Origin of the sequence: Bradyrhizobium sp. CB2312, from assembly GCF_029714425.1 — a bacterium.
In the GTDB taxonomy this organism is placed as follows: domain Bacteria; phylum Pseudomonadota; class Alphaproteobacteria; order Rhizobiales; family Xanthobacteraceae; genus Bradyrhizobium.
Genome location: NZ_CP121668.1, coordinates 8,500,017 through 8,519,394, shown reverse-complemented (window position 1 = coordinate 8,519,394; position 19,378 = coordinate 8,500,017). Strand labels below are relative to the sequence as shown.

The 19,378-nt window shown below is 57.3% G+C and carries 8 protein-coding genes and 3 pseudogenes; 4 read left to right on the top strand and 7 right to left on the bottom strand.

The window, feature by feature from the left end; all coding sequences use genetic code 11:
• Window positions 1–423 precede the first annotated feature (423 nt).
• Both QA642_RS40800 and QA642_RS40795 read right to left on the bottom strand, forming a co-directional pair.
• Window positions 424–1,266, bottom strand: a complete 843-nt coding sequence (locus tag QA642_RS40800; RefSeq protein WP_283081876.1) for a nucleotidyl transferase AbiEii/AbiGii toxin family protein — start codon at window positions 1,264–1,266, stop codon at window positions 424–426.
• 96 nt (window positions 1,267–1,362) lie between these two features.
• Complete coding sequence (locus QA642_RS40795; protein WP_283081875.1) at window positions 1,363–1,956, bottom strand: hypothetical protein; 594 nt, start codon at window positions 1,954–1,956, stop codon at window positions 1,363–1,365.
• 1,105 nt (window positions 1,957–3,061) lie between these two features.
• On the opposite strand from QA642_RS40795, the gene QA642_RS40790 reads away from it, so the two are divergent.
• The 4 genes from QA642_RS40790 (at window position 3,062) to QA642_RS40770 (ending at window position 12,432) form a co-directional block, all read left to right on the top strand.
• Window positions 3,062–6,259: a hypothetical protein gene (locus tag QA642_RS40790; RefSeq protein WP_283081874.1), complete on the top strand. Its 3,198-nt coding sequence runs from the start codon at window positions 3,062–3,064 to the stop codon at window positions 6,257–6,259.
• Between the two features lie 95 nt (window positions 6,260–6,354).
• Window positions 6,355–7,716, top strand: coding sequence for a hypothetical protein (locus tag QA642_RS40785; RefSeq protein ID WP_283081873.1), 1,362 nt, complete (start codon window positions 6,355–6,357; stop codon window positions 7,714–7,716).
• A gap of 71 nt (window positions 7,717–7,787) precedes the next feature.
• Complete coding sequence (locus tag QA642_RS40780; RefSeq protein ID WP_283081872.1) at window positions 7,788–10,034, top strand: di-heme-cytochrome C peroxidase; 2,247 nt, start codon at window positions 7,788–7,790, stop codon at window positions 10,032–10,034.
• A 1,723-nt stretch (window positions 10,035–11,757) separates the two neighbouring features.
• Window positions 11,758–12,432 carry a helix-turn-helix domain-containing protein gene (locus QA642_RS40770; RefSeq protein ID WP_283081871.1) on the top strand — a complete coding sequence of 225 codons (675 nt, stop codon included), beginning with the start codon at window positions 11,758–11,760 and terminating at the stop codon, window positions 12,430–12,432.
• 618 nt (window positions 12,433–13,050) lie between these two features.
• On the opposite strand, the pseudogene QA642_RS40765 reads toward QA642_RS40770, so the two are convergent.
• The 5 genes and pseudogenes from QA642_RS40765 to QA642_RS40745 form a co-directional block, all read right to left on the bottom strand.
• A pseudogene (locus QA642_RS40765) lies at window positions 13,051–14,249 on the bottom strand (IS91 family transposase).
• A gap of 12 nt (window positions 14,250–14,261) precedes the next feature.
• A pseudogene (locus QA642_RS40760) lies at window positions 14,262–15,137 on the bottom strand (tyrosine-type recombinase/integrase).
• 294 nt (window positions 15,138–15,431) lie between these two features.
• Window positions 15,432–16,211: a hypothetical protein gene (locus QA642_RS40755; protein WP_283081870.1), complete on the bottom strand. Its 780-nt coding sequence runs from the start codon at window positions 16,209–16,211 to the stop codon at window positions 15,432–15,434.
• 238 nt (window positions 16,212–16,449) lie between these two features.
• On the bottom strand, window positions 16,450–16,674 hold the full coding sequence (locus tag QA642_RS40750; RefSeq protein ID WP_271609451.1) for a hypothetical protein: 225 nt from the start codon (window positions 16,672–16,674) through the stop codon (window positions 16,450–16,452).
• Window positions 16,675–16,955: 281 nt separating this feature from the next.
• A pseudogene (locus QA642_RS40745) lies at window positions 16,956–17,662 on the bottom strand (IS1595 family transposase); the annotation flags it as partial.
• Window positions 17,663–19,378 lie beyond the last annotated feature (1,716 nt).

Below are 19,378 nucleotides of genomic sequence, written 5' to 3'. Positions count from 1 at the left end.
GAATACTTCTATCGAGCGTGGCCGCTTGATTCACACGAGCGCCTCCCCTGGCTGTTTATGGCGTTGGATGCAATTTTCGGGGATTCAAGCCGCGCGACCCAGGCAGTCATCGATGCGATCGGGCAGAACGGCGGAAATGGATTCGACTATAATCGATTGAGACTTCCTCTTCGGCTGCGCAACTCGGTGATCCACGGAGGAGCGCCTGGTGTCTACGACTCCGAGAGGTAGCACCAATATTATGAGCAATGCGGTGACGATCCGCTTTATGATCTCGAGGTGATTACGGCACAATGCCTGCGCTCGGGCATCTTTGAAGGGGCGCTGGTCGAGCACCCCGATCCCGATGCCGATCTCATTCGTGCTTACCAAGATGGTACGCTGGGTCGGCACACGCCATGAACGCGCGGCGAAACGACTAGGCTATAACTTGTCCGTCCACTTACCAATCTCGGCCAGTATCTGCTCGAAGGCTGGTTTACCCGCGTAGTAGAGCGAACTTCTGCGCTCATAGGCGTCTGCATACAGCGCGCGTGTCCTCGCATCGATTAGAATGAACGCCTCGTTTTGGGCGATGTTTTGATTGTCGCCCTGACGAAAACGCTTTTGCTTGTGTTGTTTGTATTCGTCTGTGCCGACGAGGTCCTGGACTTTTTTGTGTTGAAGCAATTCGTGGGCATCATAGTAGTGTCGCATGAATCCGACTGGATCGCTGCCATCAGCCTGCTGTTTGCGAAATTTGGTTGAGATCGTCTGCAGCTTTTCTACGAAGGTGTAGCCAGGATCATAGCAAGGCACGGCCTTCGCTCGATTATTGATAAGATCGACATTGCTGGCGACGGCCCGGTCGTAAAGCCAGGAGCTGATATCCTTCGGCGTATTTGGAGCGACTTTGTCAAAGCCGGCCTCCAGCAGAACGCCGTCCCGCAGCCCATCCATCGGTTCGGTGATACTGTTACAGATCAGACGGATGCCCCCGTTTCGATAGCCCGGGACATCGTCAAACGCGGTATCGCGTTCGACCTTTATGATGCCGTCAATCTTGATCCTCTGCGCAAGCCAGTCGAAGAAAGCCTTCCGTGACTGAATATGAGCCGGTTTGTCGTGGTTCTTGCCTGTCTTCAAAGCCTGGCCAGGCGGAGGCTCAATCAGGATATCGATATCTTCCGAAAATCGGTTGATGATCTGATAGCCCTTGGAAAGTGACGTTCCGCCCTTGAGCTGGAATGTGAAGCCAAGCTTTTGAAGTCCATAAAGGGAATGCATGATCCAGTAGCCTTTTTCGACCGGGCTGGATCAATGCCCTTTTCTTCGGCCACGATCCGGATCAGATCCGCGAACTGCGGATGATTGTGAAGGAAATCACGTGGCACGCAGTTCGCCCGGTCTTAAGGCACGATCGAAGAATCTCTTCGTGCGTTCGTTTCCGTATTCGCGCACTGCGCGGCGCAGGCGACGACGGTCAGACGACATGGCGCGCTGCTCAACGCGCTTGAGAACCTCGTCCTTGGCTTCGGCAAGTTGATCAAGGTTGTTGACAAGATCGACGAGCAGAAACTCCGTGGTCAGAGACTTTGGAAAGCGCGGCTTCATGCGGAAAGCAAACTTACGATTGCCGAGCTGAAACAGGCCGTGGCGCTTGTGATTGTAAACGATGGTCTTGTCATAAAGCTGCGTCGTACCCACGCCGAGGCCGTTGTAGGCATTGGGGGAAGCCAGCAGAAACGTATCGTCCTTCAGAAAGGCGCTCACGACATCCCTGTCGGAAGCCGGAGCCGGGCCGAATGCCGTTTCCTTCGGATAGGCATAGAGACCTCCTGAAAGTTTCTTGAGCGTGCCCTGCTCAACCAACTGTTTGAGATGTCGGTCGACGGACGTCGACCAACGGGCCAAGTCCGCACGCCGATAGGCGCGGCCCGGTTTCAGGTGGCGTTTGAGTTGTTCGAGGTTGCTCATAACTAGCAATATAGTCCGATAGGCCCAAGTCGCAAGTTTTTTCATTGAAAAATCATGCAATAATTGCTCTATATCGCTGATTTTACGCGGTAATCCGTGTACCAGGTCAAATCCTATGGAGCGGTTCATCGAGAGCGGACGGCATAGCTGACTTCATGCCATAGCCGCCAAGGAAAGCGTGGCCCGACGTGTTCGCCGAGCAACCCAAATCGTCCGGTGTGGGTAAGATCGATCATCGCGGAAAAATCTTCGAGAAAATACCGCATGTGTGCGGACTCCGTGCGGTCGAAAGTCTATCCGACTTGGTATCTGGTCTTGAGGTGGCCGACATCGAGCTCGCGCGAGAGAGGAAGAGCAGCACGGTCCTCCAGATTTACCTCGACTGCGACCTGCTCTTGGGGACTAAGGCGTGCAGCAGGGTTCAGCCGACTCGCACGGCCGCGATCTCGTTCCGCAGGAGTGCTGGATTGATTAGTCGACAGCCTACGACTGTCACGTCAAGAACAGTCTCGAACGTTCAGTCGGGCAGTGGCCGAGACATATCCGACATCTGGCGCTGCTATGCTGATGGCACCGGAACGAACGTAGGCGAGCCGAGATCACATGTCCCCAGTGGCTGGATAAGCAGGTTGCAGATAGGCGGGCCCGATCGGTGTGAGGTCGCAAAGCTTCCATAGTAGCGGATTGCCTGACGCTGTTCGCGTGTCCGTAAGGGTTGAAGCCCGCGTCCAGTGATGACTATCTGCGATCGACCGCGAGAGAGAGGTGCGGTCATGCGGCTTTATTGCGCTCTAAGCGAATGAGAGAAGAAAAAGTGCGCAAGGTGGCGGATCGAGAGCGAAAAACGCCGACATCACGGGTCTTGATTCTTGGCATCGAAAATCTCTTGACGATTCAAGAGAACGTTAGATAAATCGCGCCACTACTGTAGGTTACGTTCTCAATTTTCACAGCGGTGTCCGATAGGAGATCTCCGGTCAATTTGTTGCGGACCGCCCGCTATCTACCACGCCGGCCTTCGACGAGGGTCGGTACGAATTTCCAGAATCCAAAGCCTATTGCTCGCTCAGGACTAGCTCCGATAACACTATGGGACATTGACGCGATGACTGTGCGCGAGCAGATTTTTACATTGTTCCGCAACCTCCGGTGGATTGCTGTTCTTTCGGTCGGCATTTCAATTTTGCTGTACTTGCCGGATCAGATTCAGGAGCTCTACCGGATAGCCGCTGACGACATTGGGTGGGTAACGCTCAAGGAGTTCGTCGCCGTGGGCCTGATTGCGCTAACGATCTGGGCGGCCGCTTTCCAGCTAAGCGCCGCAACCCTGCCTCATATCCCGCCCGTTAAGGGGCGCATGGCCTTCTATAGCAAAGCTGCGCCCGTTGTGCTCGGGGCTCTGCCGATCCTCGCCGCGACGGCAGGTCAACTCGCCTCGCGCCCGGCTGAAAAGATCGGTGAGGTCGAGGAAGTCGGAAGTATCTTCCGCATTCAGGACCAAGCGCTCGCCTTCGAGCGGAACATGCTGCTCATCCTTGCGCTTGCCATGTTGATCCTGCTTGCCTTGTTTGTTGTATTCGCTTGGCAGATGGGGTCAAAACATCGCTCGGCCGTACTCGCGAACCGGGCCAACATCACCTATTTCATCCGCTACAGATTTCTCGCGCTCACGATCGGCGGCATCGCCCTGTTGACGACCGGGTTCGTTTTGTTTCCGGACAGACTTGCACAATTCGTCGGATCGTTCGGTGTAATCGCTCTCTTTGCGATGTGCGTGGCCGGTCTCACCACCCACTTTGCGCTACTGACGATCAGGTTCGATTTTCCTTTTATACCGGTTGTGTTTGGCGGATTGTTCCTGGTTGCCTCATTGTTCGGAGGCGATGACCACGGGCTGCGCAGCGTGGCCAGAGCAACCGCCTCATCAGAAGAGATGCGCATTTCTGCAGTCGAAGCATTTCGGGATTGGCTTCGGCAAAAACCGCGCCTGGCCGAGGCCGAGAGGCTCGGAGAGTATCCGGTATTCATTGTAGCTGCCCAGGGCGGCGGCATCTACGCAGCCAGCAATGCGGCGCGTTTTCTTGCCAGGATGCAGGATCTCTGTCCGGCATTTCGGCAGCATCTGTTTGCGATAAGCGGCGTCTCCGGAGGGAGCGTCGGCTCGGCAATTTTCGCAGCTGCGCTTCATGCCGGCAATGCGCCGCTTGATACGATCGCGCCCGACGCAAAGACATGCCCGAAGATCGCCGACTTTCTGGCCGGCGTCGGCCGGGCTGAGGATATCGATGCCCCAGGGCAGGTAGAACAGCGCGTTGCAAGTGTCTTGGAGACGGATTTTCTCTCGCCCTTGGTTGCCGGTTTTCTATTTACTGACTTCACGCAGCTGTTTTCTCCGCTCGCTATCCCAAGTTTCGATCGCGCGCGATTTCTGGAGTACACGCTGGAGAATGCTGCAGATAGAATGCTCAAGAACAAAAAGGGCGCCGGCGACCAATCCAATCTGCTAAAGGCCGACTTTCAGTCACATTGGACACCTTCCAACAATATGCCGGCGCTGTTGTTGAACACGACAGATGCCGGTAGCGGCAAACGCGTTGTCATCTCTCCCTTTGATATCGACCCGCTTCACGCCAAAGACAAAGACCTCTGTATTCTCTCGATGCTTGATCGTGTCGGCACCGGAGCCGATCAAACTGTCAAGAGCCACTCGCTGCGTATCCCGCTTAGCGCTGCGGCCTTTACCAGCGCGCGGTTTCCATGGGTGACGCCGGCAGCGACGGTCTCCTTGCGGAACGATTGTATTACCGCCAATCCGCAGGCGCGCCTCGTGGACGGAGGATATGTCGAGAATTCCGGAATTGAGACCGCGCTCGATTTGATTGAGCGGCTCAACAGCATCAAGGGCACCTCTGACGCGCCAAAATTCCGGATTTATCTGCTGTCGCTTGTGAGCGGTCAGTTCGGAGATCACGGCTCTTTCATGTTCGGTGAGCTCATGGAGCCGGTGCGCGCGCTCTTGAGCACGCGAAGCTCTCGGACCTATGTTGCCCTCAACCGCGCGAACAATATTGATCGTCGGCCAACAAGCGATGTGACGCCCAGCGTGCAACGCTTTCCAACGTTCGGCCGAATAGACATAACAGGCTCGTTTTACAACCTGCCGCTTGGTTGGACGCTATCTCAGAAAACCGAAGATATCATCTCGCTAAGTAGCGGCCGCTTTTGGGATTGTGTGCCGAACGATGACTTCGATCAATCCCGCAAGAAGCAGAGCAATGCCGATTGCCTGCAAGTGAAGTTGTTTCATATCTTGAACGGCTCCGTCGCATCCGCCTTTGAAACGCTCAAAGAAGCCAAGCTTGCCCAGGCAGCTTATGCTGACGAGTTAGACCAAGAATACAGGCCCGCTCCAAAGATTAAACCGCAGCCGTTACTTGCCTGCTATGAAAACAAGTGGTTGCAGGACCGCGGCTATCAGAAATACCAGGATAAAGTTTCTGCGTACGAGCACCAGCTGGCGCAGTCGATCAAGGACCATTCGCCGGCTCCTGCGCCAGTGCCGCCATATCGAAAGAGCTATATGGCGTATTTCCAGGCCGAGCAGGTCAAAGCCTTGCTGCAGGAATGGGACCGCATTGAGGAGACGGATCCGCGGATCCTGGCCTATATCCTGGGGGCAATTTCCTACGACAGCGCCGACTTTACACGCAGCAGCGAAGACTTCTCTTACAGCGGGGTCGCGCAACTGCCGCGCAAATGGCGCGATCGGATAGAAAAAAACAACGCCGACCTAGCGGCTGCGAACAAACCGCCCGTCGGCCTGGATGCATTGCTCAACCATCCCCAGGAGTTGGCCAACTTTGTTCTTGGTTACCACGGCAACCCGTTCGGAAACCAAGTGGGTACGGACGATGGTTGGCTGTTTCGCCCCCGAGGAATGTATCAACTAGTTGGACGCGAGCAATATCAGGAAGCGCAGAATCAGATGCAAGAGATCGGAGAACTGGCGGGGCTTGATCTGCTCGCGCTTCCCGACGCACTGCGTGATGCGAAGATCTCAGCCAAAGTCGCTTTCGCTCACTTTCGGCTTCATCTCTATCAGAACCGAACGCTGTTTGACTTGCTCAAGGATCCCTCGAAGGACTGGATCGCCGTGCGCGCCTTGCAAACAGACATGGAGCATGGCCCTCTCGATAGGGAGCGTGTCAATGCAAGAAGCCAGATGTTTCTCGGCTGCATTGAAGAGGCGTTACATCCAACGCAACTCAAGACATTGCAGAGCAAATTTTACGGCAGCGAGTAAGCATCCTGATCCCCGGCCGCGGGCGGAGATTATGTGACTGAAAGCGGTCTAGATCGGACTTTCGACTTTTCAATCTTACAGGGGAATTGCCGACGATGGCAAAAGATGAAATCCGCCGCTCAAAGCTTGGTCGCCTGTTTACAGCAGCGGGACTGATCGTCGCCATTGCCTCGGGAGCAGGAATAGCCCGGGCCGAGACGCCATCCAAGCCGCTTTCAGCCAACGATGTGTCCATCCTGTTTCCTCCACCGAAAGCGCCAGCAGACCTCGTCAATCTGATCGCGCTGTCCGATCTCGCCGGCCCCACTGGGGCTCCGCAGCGGCTTTTGTCCGATGAGGATTTCGCGCGTTTTATCGCAAACGCCGAAAATCCAGAACGCGACGGCGTGCCGGACTCGGGCGCGCGTCGCATTCAGCTGCCTGACGTCGTGAAAAAGATCGATGCCTGGTTCGTTGCAGGCATCCGGATCGATCCCGGAGCCCCGGGATTATCTGCTGATGTTATTGCCCAGTTTGGCCGACAACCGCAAATCCGCCTGATTATTCAGCCGGTGACCAATGGACCGCAAGGATTCAAGGTCCATGACACTGCCGGTCATCTTATCTTCAGTTTCAACCTCGAACCGGAGTCACCTCTTGATGGTTGTGCGCCATTCCCGCGATTTAAACCCGACGATCAAGCCTTTAAGGCAATCGTTCGTGATGTTGCATCTTTGCGTGATCAACTTGCGGCTGGAAAGTTCGGCAATGTCAAGGTCTCGACTGCCGGTGACATGAACGTGCACCCGGGCCTTGTCGGTGCATCCGCAAAAACATTTCGTGATGCTGTCAAAGCTCTGCTGGAAAAGCATCTCTCGCCGCAGCGTCTTAACACCATGGCCGTCATGGGGATTTCACCACCCGAACCCTGGGTGTTCGTCTCGATGCTAAGGGTCCCGCAGGCCGGGTTGATACCAGTGCCTGGCCCGACGCTCGATGGCCTTCATACCGCACAGATGTTCAGCATCGTCGGCGGAACGCACGTAGTCCCGCGGCCTGCCACGAACAACCAGAATCCGACGACGTGTCGCCACGCGGCGCTGCAGAAGCCTCCCCTGCCTCTTGCCAATCGTAAGGGTGTTTCGACGGCCGATTTCATCGATGCCAAGGTGCCAAATAGCCGCGTACTCGAGATCGTCAATATCATTGCCGATACGAAGAAGAGCCATTTCTTCAATACGGACTGCGTGAGCTGTCACACCGAAACCGCGCAGCCACTCGCCAGGAAAGTGCAAGGCTTCGCGGTGTCCGGCGTGAACCGAGCCGTTCTACCGAAAGAAGACTGGAATGTTCGCAATTTCGGTTGGTTCCCCTCGTTCTTGCATGGTGGCCCAGCGGCCGCGACCATAACGCGACGCGCGGCAGCCGAGACCGCTGACGTCGTCACCTTCATCAATAGCCAATTGCTGAACAAGTAATAAGCGCCATGTCGGAACAGGGCAGGCGCTCGCGCGGCTGCAGGCGCCTTTAAGATTAAGGAGAGGTTGCTATGGGGGCGCGTTCGTTCAGCGCATGGATCGGTGGACTGGTGAGGCGGTGGCCTCATGTCGTCGCTCTCTTGTTCGCCATTGTGTTCGTCGCGGTGGCGTCAATAGGGCTGGCGTATTTCGCACCCGAGAAGCTGCGCGACGCGGCGCTCAAGGTCAAGAATGCCGCAAATCTGGTTGCCCAATTGCTGCCCGCGACACTGCCTGCGCCATCGAAGATCGAGAGCGCATACTGGCTGCCACAGAACTGGACTGCGCGGCAGCGTTACTGGTTCCACCACACGTCCCAAGGCACGGCGACCATTCCTGTGCCCTATAGATGGTTCTTGGCTTTAGAACGTCCTGAGTTGTCGGTCCGTTACACGAGCCTGGCGGACAGCGAGTACCTGCGACGCCTTGGTTTCATCCCAAGTCCGAGCTCAAAGGACTTTGACGCTAGCTCACCTGCGTACGGCTACCAGGAGGATGCCAAGGGTGTTAGCTCCACTTGGACAGCGAGCACGCCTGACAATGCAAATGGTTTGCCTGTAGGTTTCGCGATCCTGAAGGGGGGCGTCGACCCGACAACGGGGGGCTTCTACGAAGATCAGATCGGACTAACCTGCGCCGCCTGTCATACGGGTCATTTGGAGTACAAAAATGTCAGCATTCGCTACGATGGTGGGCCAGCGATGGTCAATCTTGGCGAGGTTGAACGGGTTATTGGTCTATCAATCGGCTATACGCTGATCTTGCCGTGGCGGTTTGAACGCTTCGCCGACCGGCTGGAAAGCGTTGAAGGTCGAAGCCTCGATCGCAAGAAGCTTCGAGGTGATCTGGAGCTCGCATTTCAAAAGATCAAGAAGCAAAAGGCCGCAAACGATAGCCTTTTGACGAGGCAGGGCGTGACGAATCTCGACGAGGGTTTTGGTCGACTTGATGCCTTGAACCGGATCGGCAACCAGGTCTTTTACACCAATTTTCTCGACCCTGTGACCGGAGAACTCCCAGATCCGCTCCTCAAGGGCAACTTCGCGCGCAACGACGCTCCTGTGAGTTTTCCGCCAATCTGGGACACGCCCTACTTCCTTTGGGCGCAGTATGACGCCTCTGTTCTCAACGAGCTTGTTCGCAATTCTGGCGAAGCGCTCGGTGTCAGCGCGAAAATCAACATGAGGGCACCCGCGCCGGGACGGCCGCTTTTTGAATCATCCATCCATCTGTCGGATATTGCGGGTTTCGAGGAGCTTTTGCGCGGTACCGATCCCTTTTCGTCGGCGGAAGCAAGTGGTAGGAAATTCAACGGGCTTGTCGCGCCACGATGGAAGGATGCGCAGGACAGGTTTCGAGGCGACCCGGCCTGGGCCATCGACGAAAACCTCGTCGAGAAGGGTCGCGATCTTTATCGCTCGCACTGCTTTGAATGCCACCGTGGACCCGTCAACGATCCCGCATTCGATGCAAAGTGGCCGGAAGATTCGTTCTGGAAGCCGGAGAACCCAGATCGCTCTGCCAAGGGCGAGAAAAATTGGGTGGAGATCGGCGGACGCCACTATTTCAACGTTGCTCAGCTACCAGTGAACGTCATCGGCACCGATCGTCAACAATCCAATGTCCTGATGACGCGGCGTGTTCACTTACCCGAGGCACTCGGTCTCAATCCGATCGATGACTTGAACAAAGCCTGGGGGTGCGGCCTTCCGGCCGATAAGGCGGCAAATCCCTTGTTTGTGCTCGCCCTGATGGATGTCGTGGGTAAGACGATCGATCAATGGAACCTCGCCAATAACTCTTCCGAAAAAGCCAAGCAGCAGATGTGGGGGCCGCGGAAGAACTGCCAAAACCCGCGAGCATACATTGAAGCGCGTGTGCGCCGTAACGGCAAGGACGAAGATGTCCTTACTCTGGAACCTCAGTACCGGGCACGTCCGCTGGACGGAGTTTGGGCAACAGCTCCGTATCTGCACAATGGATCGGTGCCGACGCTGAAGGACATGTTATTGCCGCAGGGCCAGCGGCCAAGTTCTTTCTGCGTTGGTAGCCGCAAATTCGATCCTGTTAGCGTCGGACTCGTTGCGAAAGTGCGAGCGAACGACGCCTGCCCGGCCGGCCTGACGGACTTCAACGTATCGCTGCTTGGCAACAGCAATCGCGGGCATTCCTTTCAAGGGCGGGAAACGGATTTAACGAAGCTGCCCCCGGGGGTCATCGGGCCAGAATTGACCGGCGCCGAGCGGCGGGCGCTTCTTGAATATTTGAAGACGCTGTGAGAGGCCATCACGTTGGATGCGCGGCGCTCCTCGCCGGGCGCTAGGTGAGGGCGATTTTTGGCAAGAACATTATCCAGGTAAACTAAGTGCGCACAACGCGTCACTCACTGTCCTGAACGGGCGTAGCCGGACTTCGACTTCCCTCCGAGGATCAGATGGCGGCGCCGCTTCTTCAGTCGATTGCCAGTCATGCCAAGCCGAGCCGGGCTTGGCTGATGAATTCAGACAGAGCAAGGCTGGCCGGAACTAGAGCCTTGATCAGGAGTAGAGCCGCGATGTTTTTTGGTGCTGCTACAGGAATTGCTCACGCGCTGGAGCTGGGAATGCAGGTTGCGCGGACACTTCGGAACGTGAACTGGATCGCGCAGCGCGGCCATCCGCGTCGCCAACGGAGCTTGTTGGGTTCACGATATCGAATAAATCGCCAATCATTGGTGAGCGCCGCGAGCGGATCTCTTCAGCCGCGCGGCCCTGCTTGGCATCCAGAAGATCAAATTAGTCGAAACACTTTTCCGAATTCGTCGGCGATCTTGCTGAGAGATCAGGGAGAAGACACGCAGCACGGTTTATTGTATGATTTGGCAACCATAAGTAGGGAAGAACAGAAGCCATTTCCTTCCGTCGGCGTGCCCAGTCTAATATTTATGTCATGAAGTTCACCTGCAGTGGGGTCATTGCACCCCTCCATTGGAGAAGATCATCTATGCTCGACTCCGAAACAACTGCCTGCCTTCGTCGAGTTCTGGACGAGGTTTGCCAAGGACTATCCCCTAACGAGACCGGCACCCGGACGCATGTCGCTTCCAAAATTCTAGAGGCCGCCTGGCGAGGCGAGACGTCCGTCGAAGTTCTCCGGCAAGTCGGACAGAAAGCGTTAACCAGCGCTCCTTCGATGTGGCATCAGCAAGCTCGTCGTCGATCACCCGAAAGTAGCGATGCTGGCGAACCCGGCGACAGCTCAACCAAACAGGATTAAGCACGCCAGTCTCGATCCATGATCAAGATATCCAAACATTCAAGGAGCGCGCCGTCCTGGAAACTGATCCGCTAAGCGCACGAGACTGCATGAGCCGCGCTAAACCGACTATTCATGGACTGGCCAACCGCTCTTGCGGAGCGGGATCATAATCGGGTCCGCCGATCGACAAGTAGCCCGCAACGTACCAAGGCGGCTTGGTTAGCATGGAACGCGACGAGCGCGAGTAAACTATTCTAGCTGAATAAGACGGAACGGAAGCGCACGCCCATATTCTATTTGGCTTGGAGAGAGAGCTGGCCTGCATTGTGCGGGCGACACAAATTAGCAATCGTGCGCTGGTGCAAAGTGCTGTGAGACTGTTGCTCGATGCTTCGGTGTTGCACCGTCAAAGGCTGCAAGAGCGTGAATTAAGACGTGGGATCGTTCGCGGCTGAAGCGAGGTAAGTACCTCTTGCCCAAAGGGTTGAATCACGGCAGTCCGGCCAAACGCAACACTCCTGGCCCGACCCTGGTACGGCGCTTACGGAAAGGAGCGGACATCAACCAGCTCTCAATCTTTGCCAAATCCCTCGAAAATGACCCTCAGCGGACAAAGTACCGGCTCTGGCCAGCAACCTGACATTGTACCTTGAGACAATGATCTAAAGAACAATCATTGATTACCCTACTTTTCTTCGACCGGCTTCGACAGGGAAACGTCTCTCATTCCGCACACGGTCGTTCGATATGTAGGGGAGCTTACCTATGTTGTTGCGTACCTCGGATCGACGCAAACTCAATACTATTGATGATTTCGGCTTCGGGAGTGCGTCGAGCCACACCGTCAGCTTGAATGAATTTACATATCGAAAGGGCTGCGAAATCTACGGCGAGAAGGAACCTGCCGAGCACGTCTATCAAGTGAAGCGTGGCGCCGTCCGAAGCTACAAGCTGCTCGCGGACGGTCGGCGACAAATTGGGGCATTCCACCTAATGGGCGATATCTTCGGGCTCGAAAACGGCGAGAAGCATCGATTTACGGCAGAAGCTGTCGTGGAAACCACCGTCCGCTTGATCAAACGAGAAAGTCTCCAGGTCATAGCCGAAGCAGACGCAGTGGTCGCGCGCAACCTGCTCAGCATGACGACCAGAAACCTAGAGCACGCGGAAAATCACATGCTGCTCTTGGGTCGCAAAACCGCAGTAGAACGGGTCGCCGCCTTTTTAGCCGAAATGGATGCCCGAACTGGAGCGAACACGATGTCGCTTCCAATGTCTCGACGCGACATTGCCGACTATCTCGGCCTAACCCTAGAAACGGTCTCGCGGGCTGTATCGCGACTTCATTGTGAGGGCGTTCTTAGTTTCGTAGGCAATACGCAGCGCCAGATTGTTATTCTGGATAAGAAAATGCTCCAGAGCTTTGACTTGCAAAAATAGCCAGCGTGGAGCGTCTCGTTCGGTAAGGGAGGATATGGGGCGACGGCGCAGCGACGAATGTCTGCTCGTGGCCATCAGCGAAGTTGCGCGTCGTCTGGAGGAGGCCCGCTTCCTGCGGCTAAGCGGACTGGGGTTATCACCGGCACGGCAAAAGCGCGTAGGCGGCCGGGCCCGCGACCTGCTTATGGCTATTCGCATTTTCGGAGACGAGCGCGGCAACGACCGTTTTCAGGATTCAAGTCGGGACCGACGCGTGACCGCCGGGCGGAGTCGCCTTCTGTGAAGGGTTTCGGATGCCGGCCGCTTGAGAGACGGCGCCGCGTGTTCAGCGGCCGGCGTCCGAAAGCCTCCAAGGGAGGAAACCGCGCTTAAGGGACGGAATGGCGTGCGGCAGGCGCTATGGGGATTTGAGCGTCGCAGGCGAGCTGGCTGATTTGGATCGAGCCGATGCAACGAGTGGTGCGACGGTGAAGCGGCTGACGAATGCACGGCGGATGGGATCGGACCCTAGAAGTTGTCCGACCTCTTGCGACGGCTGGCAGATATCCGGGCGTGCTCTGTCGTGGCTGGTCGAGAGCCAGCGAGTGCGACGGGCAGATTTGCCGGACTGTGACACGGTCATGAGGTGTCGATTCTGATGCGGTTCGGTGGAGCCGTCGGCTGATGCCATGGCGTTGCACCACGCGCGAACACTTCGATGATGATCATGCGACCGCCGCAGCATGGACAGCTCGGCTTGTTGGGATCGACGGCAGCAGCGGTGGGCTGGCCTTCCGGTTTTACAGCGGCGAGGAGTTCACGCGCGTGCGATGTTGTCAGCGCACGCGCTTCTGGCGAACAGACCGTAGTGGCGGATGCGGTGCAATCCCTTGGGCAGCACGTGGATGAGGAAGCGACGGATGAACTCGAAGGTCCCGAGCGTCACGCGCTTGTATCGATCGCGGCCCTCGATGCGATAGTCCTTCCACTTGAAGGTGACGTGCTGCTGGTCGAAGGCAATCAGGCGACTGTTGGCGATGGCGACGCGGTGGGTGTAGCGCGACAGATAGGTCAGCACCGCCTCAGGGCCGCCGAACGGCCGTTTTGAGTAGACGACCCACTCGGCCGTGTGCAGCGGCGCCAGGAAGGCCGCGAAGGATTGCGCATCGGCAAGATCGGCGTGGCCGCCGAAGAAACTGAGGCGGCCGGCCTGGTGGGCGGCGACGAGCTTCTGCAGGAACAGCCGGCGGAACAGGCGGGAGAGCACGCGCACAGGCAGGAAGAATCCCGGCCGGCAGGACACCCAGCGCTCGCCGTCGGGGGAGATGCCGCCGCCCGGCACGATCATGTGCACGTGGGGGTGATGGGTCATGGCCGAGCCCCAGGTGTGCAGCACCGAGGTGATACCGATCCGTGCACCCAGATGCTTCGGATCAGCGGCGATCATTAGCATGGTCTCGGCCGAGACCTTGAACAAGAGCTCGTAGAGCACCGCCTTGTTCTGGTAGGCGAGGTCGGTGATGGCCGCAGGCAGCGTGAACACCACGTGATAGTACGGCACGGGCAACAGCTCGGCCTCGCGGTCGGCAAGCCAGTCCTTTGCGGCGGCGCCCTGGCACTTCGGGCAGTGCCGGTTGCGGCAGGAGTTGTAGGCGATGGTGGTGTAGGCGCAGTCCGCGCAGCGCGCGACATGGCCGCCGAGCTCCGCCGTGCGGCAGCGCTCGATCGCCGACATCACCTTCAGTTTCTCGAGGCTGGACATGGCCGGCATGGGCGTGACGCCATGCTACGCCATGGCTGCGGAAGATATCCGCAACCTCCAAGGCCGGGCGCGGCACCAGCGCCGCGCGTCAGCCGGGCGGCCGGATCTCCTTGAGCTTGAGGGCGATGTGCTCCAGCGGGCTCATGACCTCGCTGATCATCTTGGTGGCGACGCGGGTATAGAGCGCCGTGGTGTCGAGCTTGGCGTGCCCGAGCAGCACCTAGATGACGCGAACATCGATGTTCTGCTCCAAGAGGTGGGTGGCGAAGCTGTGCCGCAGGGTGTACGGCGAGACGCGCTTGTTGATCTCCGCCATCTGGGCGGCGGCATGACAGGCGCGATTGAGCTGGCGCGTGGGCATCGGCTGGGCCGGATCGCGACCCGGGAACAGCCACCCCTGCGGGCGCGCCGCCCTCCACCAGGCGCGCAGAAACTCGAGCAGGCTCGGCGACAGCATGACGTTCCGGTCCTTGCCGCCCTTGCCCTGCTCGACGCGAATGATCATGCGCTTGCTATCGATGTCGCAGACCTTGAGCGAGACCACTTCCGTGGCACGAAGTCCCGCACCGTAGGCCACGCTCAGCGCCGCCTTGTACTTGAGCCCCGGTGCGGCATCGAGCAGCCGCGCCACTTCCTCCACGCGGAGCACCACCGGCAGCTTGCGCGGCTCGTGAATGACATGGGTATGCTCGACGATCTCGTGGCGCTTCAGCGTGACCTTAAAGAAGAACCGCAGCGTCGAAACCGTTTGATTGATGGTCGGCACGCCAATGCCGCTCGCCGCCAGATGGAGCTGGTAGCGGCGCACGTCCTCGAAACTCGCTGTATCCGGTGATCGCCCGAGAAACGCCGCGAAGTTCTTGACCCTTTGCACATAGTCATGTTGGGTTTGGGGCGCGAACTTGCGGATCGTCATGTCTTCGATCATGCGCCGGCGCAGCGGGCTCACTGCCTCGTCGGTCATGGGATGCTCCTGTTTTGAGTGAAGGTTGCGAACCCCTCATCTCAAAACAGGACGCCTCCGTTGCGCTATCCTCTTGGCTGTGTCGCCCGCCGCAGTGTCCTACCGCGCGAGCGGTTTAGTCCTTTGGCCCATCGCGACATATTGCGCTGCCGCACGAAGTCGGTCGCTGTGGGGGCAAAGCAGACATTGCTTTAGTTGCATCACGCCGCCGGCACCGAATGTCTATCAGTTTGCGGCGCATGTTTTCCGGGGCGCTGGCCGGAGCTCAGCCGGAGATTATATACTTGCCCGCGGTTATGTCTTTCCCTTTTTATCTTCGAGATAGGGAAGTAGTCCTGAAAGCAATCCGTAGGGAGTTGGATTGCTGGGATCGAACTCTGTTTTCTTCATCTGAAGTGGCGGAGTGGGTGTTAGAAGCGATGGAGGAGGCGGCGGCGCAGGAAAGCTTCCGCTAGGTGCTGAGGAGGCAAAAAGTCCTCCCAATAGTCCGAAGGACTGCTTGTTTCTTTTTTCCTGCCTTTTCGACCACGCCTTGAATGCCGCCGATCTGTTGCCGTGTCGCTTCTTGCTCATCAGCCGCAAGGCATGGAGGCAGAGCGATACATAGCGCCATTGTGGCGGGTATTTGCTGGACTTTGCGAAATTTCGCTTTTGCCCCTTCGGCGCCGAAAGTTTGATTAATTCATCTGCGATAAATGGATGATCAAAGTCCATGAGGCGTTTGGTGTGAGCGAATTTGTTTCGTATGTTCCTGATGACATCCAGGTTCGCGCGCATGCTGCTGTCTAGAATGCCGAGGTAGTTGGCGAACTTGATCTTGCGATCAAACGTGCCGAGCGGGCCGTCTTTATCGGAAAGGATGGCTTCCCATTCGTTTTGGGAAATGCGGCGAAGTCTGGCTTTGATTGAAAGCTCTAGTTCGTGCTCGACTGCTAGCGCGCCGATTAGGGCGTACGAGATGGCCACCGGCGGTGTTAGGATGGCGTCTAGCATGGCGTTACGCTCTTCGAGCGTAAGTTCCTTGGTGACGAAATCGCGCTTATCGCGCGCCTTTTTTCCGCGATTGCGAGGCATGTAAGGGCCTTATGAGCAAAGATAAGAACGGCACATACGACGAGAAGGAGTCTCAAAAGCGTTTCTAGGCTGCGCTAAGTGGCGCACTCAAGACGCCTCATGAGCCGCTGAAGGAAAAGCCCCGGACGGCTGCGAAGAAAGGCAGCATCAAAAAAAGACGGAAGCAGAGTGATGGGTAATCTCGAAAGGACCCAGCTTTCCTTTTTGGAAAGCCGGGTTTTGTTACTTGAAAGACAGCTTAGATTTCGTTCAGCGCCTGCTGAAGAACCTTCTTCGCTTCCGCAATCGCCAGATCCTTCTCCTTGCCTTCTCGCGCAGGTGGATCAAACGGAAAGGTGACTTGGAGCATTTTTGGCATATGGGGTGGATTGCCCGGAGTGGGCGATGTCGGATTGTCGAAGGCAACCAGTGTTGCTTGTTCGTTCATCAAATCGACGTTGATGTTCTGCACTTTGAAGGCCATTCCGGCCCCTTTCTGAATGCCGGGCCGACCTTGACTGCATAGGAGAATCTGGAGTCTCTTCCAGATGTGAATTCCCTATTGGACCGCGATCGACCCCTAATGTTGATTGCGGTATCGGAAGCCCGCCCCCGCGAAGGGCGGGCTTTTCGACTCAACGGAGAAGTGGAACCGATTCTCCGCTGCGAGTCTAGGTGGTGGCAGACCACTTCCGCAGCTTCTTTGGCGGATACTTCTTCGCTCGCCAGCGCAGGAAGCGCCGCGCCAGCCGTGATAGATCGCGCTTAGTGAGATTGACGATACGTCAGACGCTTGCCAGCCGCGCTCTTGACGGCAAGGTCCGCACGTTCCCATCCGACGCCGGTCGCAGAGCGGTTTGAATAGCGGAAGTCAAATTCCGCGAGGTAGCGGTCAAAGTGCTTCTCAGCGCAGTGCTGATAGACGCCTTTCATGCCGCGCTTGAAGATCGAATAGTAGCCTTCGACCGTGTTGGTGCTGATGTCGCCGCGAACGTACTCGTCCTTGGAGTGGTTCACGGTCTCATGGTTGAGATCTTCGACTTCGGCAATGTACTTGTAGGCGTTGGCTTCATCCGTCATCAGGCGCGCCTCTGTGCTGAGGTTGGCGCGGATGATCGGCAGGAGTTCTCCAGCGCGAACGCTGTCAATGTGGAAGCTGCGCGCAGCGCCGCCGCGCTCCACAAGCGTAAGCACAACGTTTTTGTTCGCCCAAGCGTAACGGCCCTTTCGGCATACCCTGAAGGCGGCTGTAGAAAGTCTCCTCAAGCTCAACCGGCTTGCCGCCGCCGCCCATGGGCGGGAGCAGGCCGCCCGCGCGCATCGCTTCGCGAATGCGATAGGTGAGGAACCAAGCCGACTTGTAGGTGATGCCGAGCATGCGATGGAGCTGGTGGGCGCTAATGCCCTTCTTGCTGGACGCCATCAGGTAGAACGCCTGCAATGTGCAACTTGATATGGCTGCTCTCCATCACGCTCTTGGTGGTGGCCTGTTCAACAAAATCGAGTTGCAGCCCCGAGGAACGAACCGGCCCAAGCTTTGAGATCGCAGCGACAGCCGTTCGGGAAACGTTAGAGGGGTTTTCAGCCCTGCATCAGCGGGAAACCACTAAGCTGCACATACTGAATGGTTGCACCATGTCCATGAATTGCTAAGCGTCTCCCGTCCGCTCAAAACGCAAGACGGTGAAGTCTCTCAGCTGAAAAAAGGAACGCGCGCCGGTTGGGTTACCGATTACAACGACCAATTCAGATCGAACCCGGTACGGCAAGTCGCAAGCTACTTTGGCGGGAGCTATTGACTGCACAACAGCGGCGGTCTGACCAAAGTCCCGCAGTGGCGACTTCAGAACGCCCAAGGCGAGAGCGCGAGCGCAAGGGGGCAGACGTCGCGGTTGGATCCGCCAGTATCAAAATGAGCAGATAGCGACGCGTATCCTTGCTCCCATGACGTCTGAGCCTGGACAAATTGCGACTCAGCGCCGGGTTGAGACCAGGGCGAAGCGATTTCGCCTTTGGCCGGGTCCGTACCAATCGAGCGCGGCGGAGCCGGCATACGCCAAGCTCGGTCAGCTGAGAAAGTCCGATTAAAAAAAAACGCCCATGTGCAATAGCGATGAGGGTGTCAGGAAAGAGTTGTTGCAGGAGACGGGGAGCCGCGCGAGGCGACTGGCGCCATGTGAGAGAATCCGATGCTGGTCCTGCTAGCCCACTATGCCAGCGAAACCAGCGGGGGTAGCCTCGGCGCTCGCGTTGTGAACGCGCTGTAAGCGCTGGTCCTGGAAGCGAGGTTCCTAACAGATGCCGCAAGCCTCTGTGGTCGGCCAATGCCCGCCACCTTTGCTCCCGTGAGAGGCAATCCCCAACAGTGCTACCAATTGATCGTTGAGAGCTACCGCAAGCGCACCTACCTGGAGTGGTGGGCAAGCCGTTAACGACGACGCTGTCCCTACCGGACCAGCGACGTCAAAGGTTAGCGGCGACATGACTCGGCGCTCAAGGCTCTGAAAAGCGCTGTCCCTGCCACGCGCCGCTAACTTTGGTGCCAGCCTTGTCCCATTCGGTATCAACGCTGACACTTCGCCCCCTGGGGTGCCCCAAGTTGTAGGCTTAGCACGACTGCCAATCACCTACCTGAATTGGTCGGATCGTCTGCTACTTTTAAGCTGGTCCGCTGCCTCGTGAAGAAATTGGAGATGTCCGCATACTAAACCGCTCGGCTGCATGAAAAAGGCTTGCGCGCTGCCGCTCATGACAGAGTTGAGAATGCTGGCGGGGTAAGACGGGAGGCATGGAAGCAAACGCTTGAAAGACCACAAGCGCCCCAAACTTTAACATCGTCAGCCTCCCTCGGCACAAGCTGACCGGCTGTCGATGCCGGAACGAGCATGACGGTGCTGCCAGCAGGAGACATTTCTCGGCCACCGGAAGCAGCGCGGGCGCGACTCGGCGCCGGTCGGTTGGGGCTAGATCGGAGCGTCCCTGCCGCGCCTGCGCTGCAGATTGAGGTTAGCAGGAACGTGACTCGGCGCTGTCCCATTCTGGTAGGCGCTGTCTCTACCACGTCGCTAACCCCAGCGCGTCTGTACTCAGGCTAGCTTTCCAAAAGCTGACGAAACCCGTGCAGCAATTCACAAACGAACAGCAGCTTTTGTGGCCGCTTGCGGACCATGCTCACGGGCGGCCGCTGA

Bases quoted from the DNA above. Each gene is read 5' to 3' on its own strand.
- QA642_RS40770 (WP_283081871.1), top strand. From the start codon at position 11,758: ATGTTGTTGCGTACCTCGGATCGACGCAAACTCAATACTATTGATGAT.
- QA642_RS40785 (WP_283081873.1), top strand. From the start codon at position 6,355: ATGGCAAAAGATGAAATCCGCCGCTCAAAGCTTGGTCGCCTGTTTACA.
- QA642_RS40795 (WP_283081875.1), bottom strand. From the start codon at position 1,956: ATGAGCAACCTCGAACAACTCAAACGCCACCTGAAACCGGGCCGCGCC.
- QA642_RS40790 (WP_283081874.1), top strand. From the start codon at position 3,062: ATGACTGTGCGCGAGCAGATTTTTACATTGTTCCGCAACCTCCGGTGG.
- QA642_RS40750 (WP_271609451.1), bottom strand. From the start codon at position 16,674: ATGGCCTTCAAAGTGCAGAACATCAACGTCGATTTGATGAACGAACAA.
- QA642_RS40780 (WP_283081872.1), top strand. From the start codon at position 7,788: ATGGGGGCGCGTTCGTTCAGCGCATGGATCGGTGGACTGGTGAGGCGG.
- QA642_RS40755 (WP_283081870.1), bottom strand. From the start codon at position 16,211: ATGCCTCGCAATCGCGGAAAAAAGGCGCGCGATAAGCGCGATTTCGTC.
- QA642_RS40800 (WP_283081876.1), bottom strand. From the start codon at position 1,266: ATGCATTCCCTTTATGGACTTCAAAAGCTTGGCTTCACATTCCAGCTC.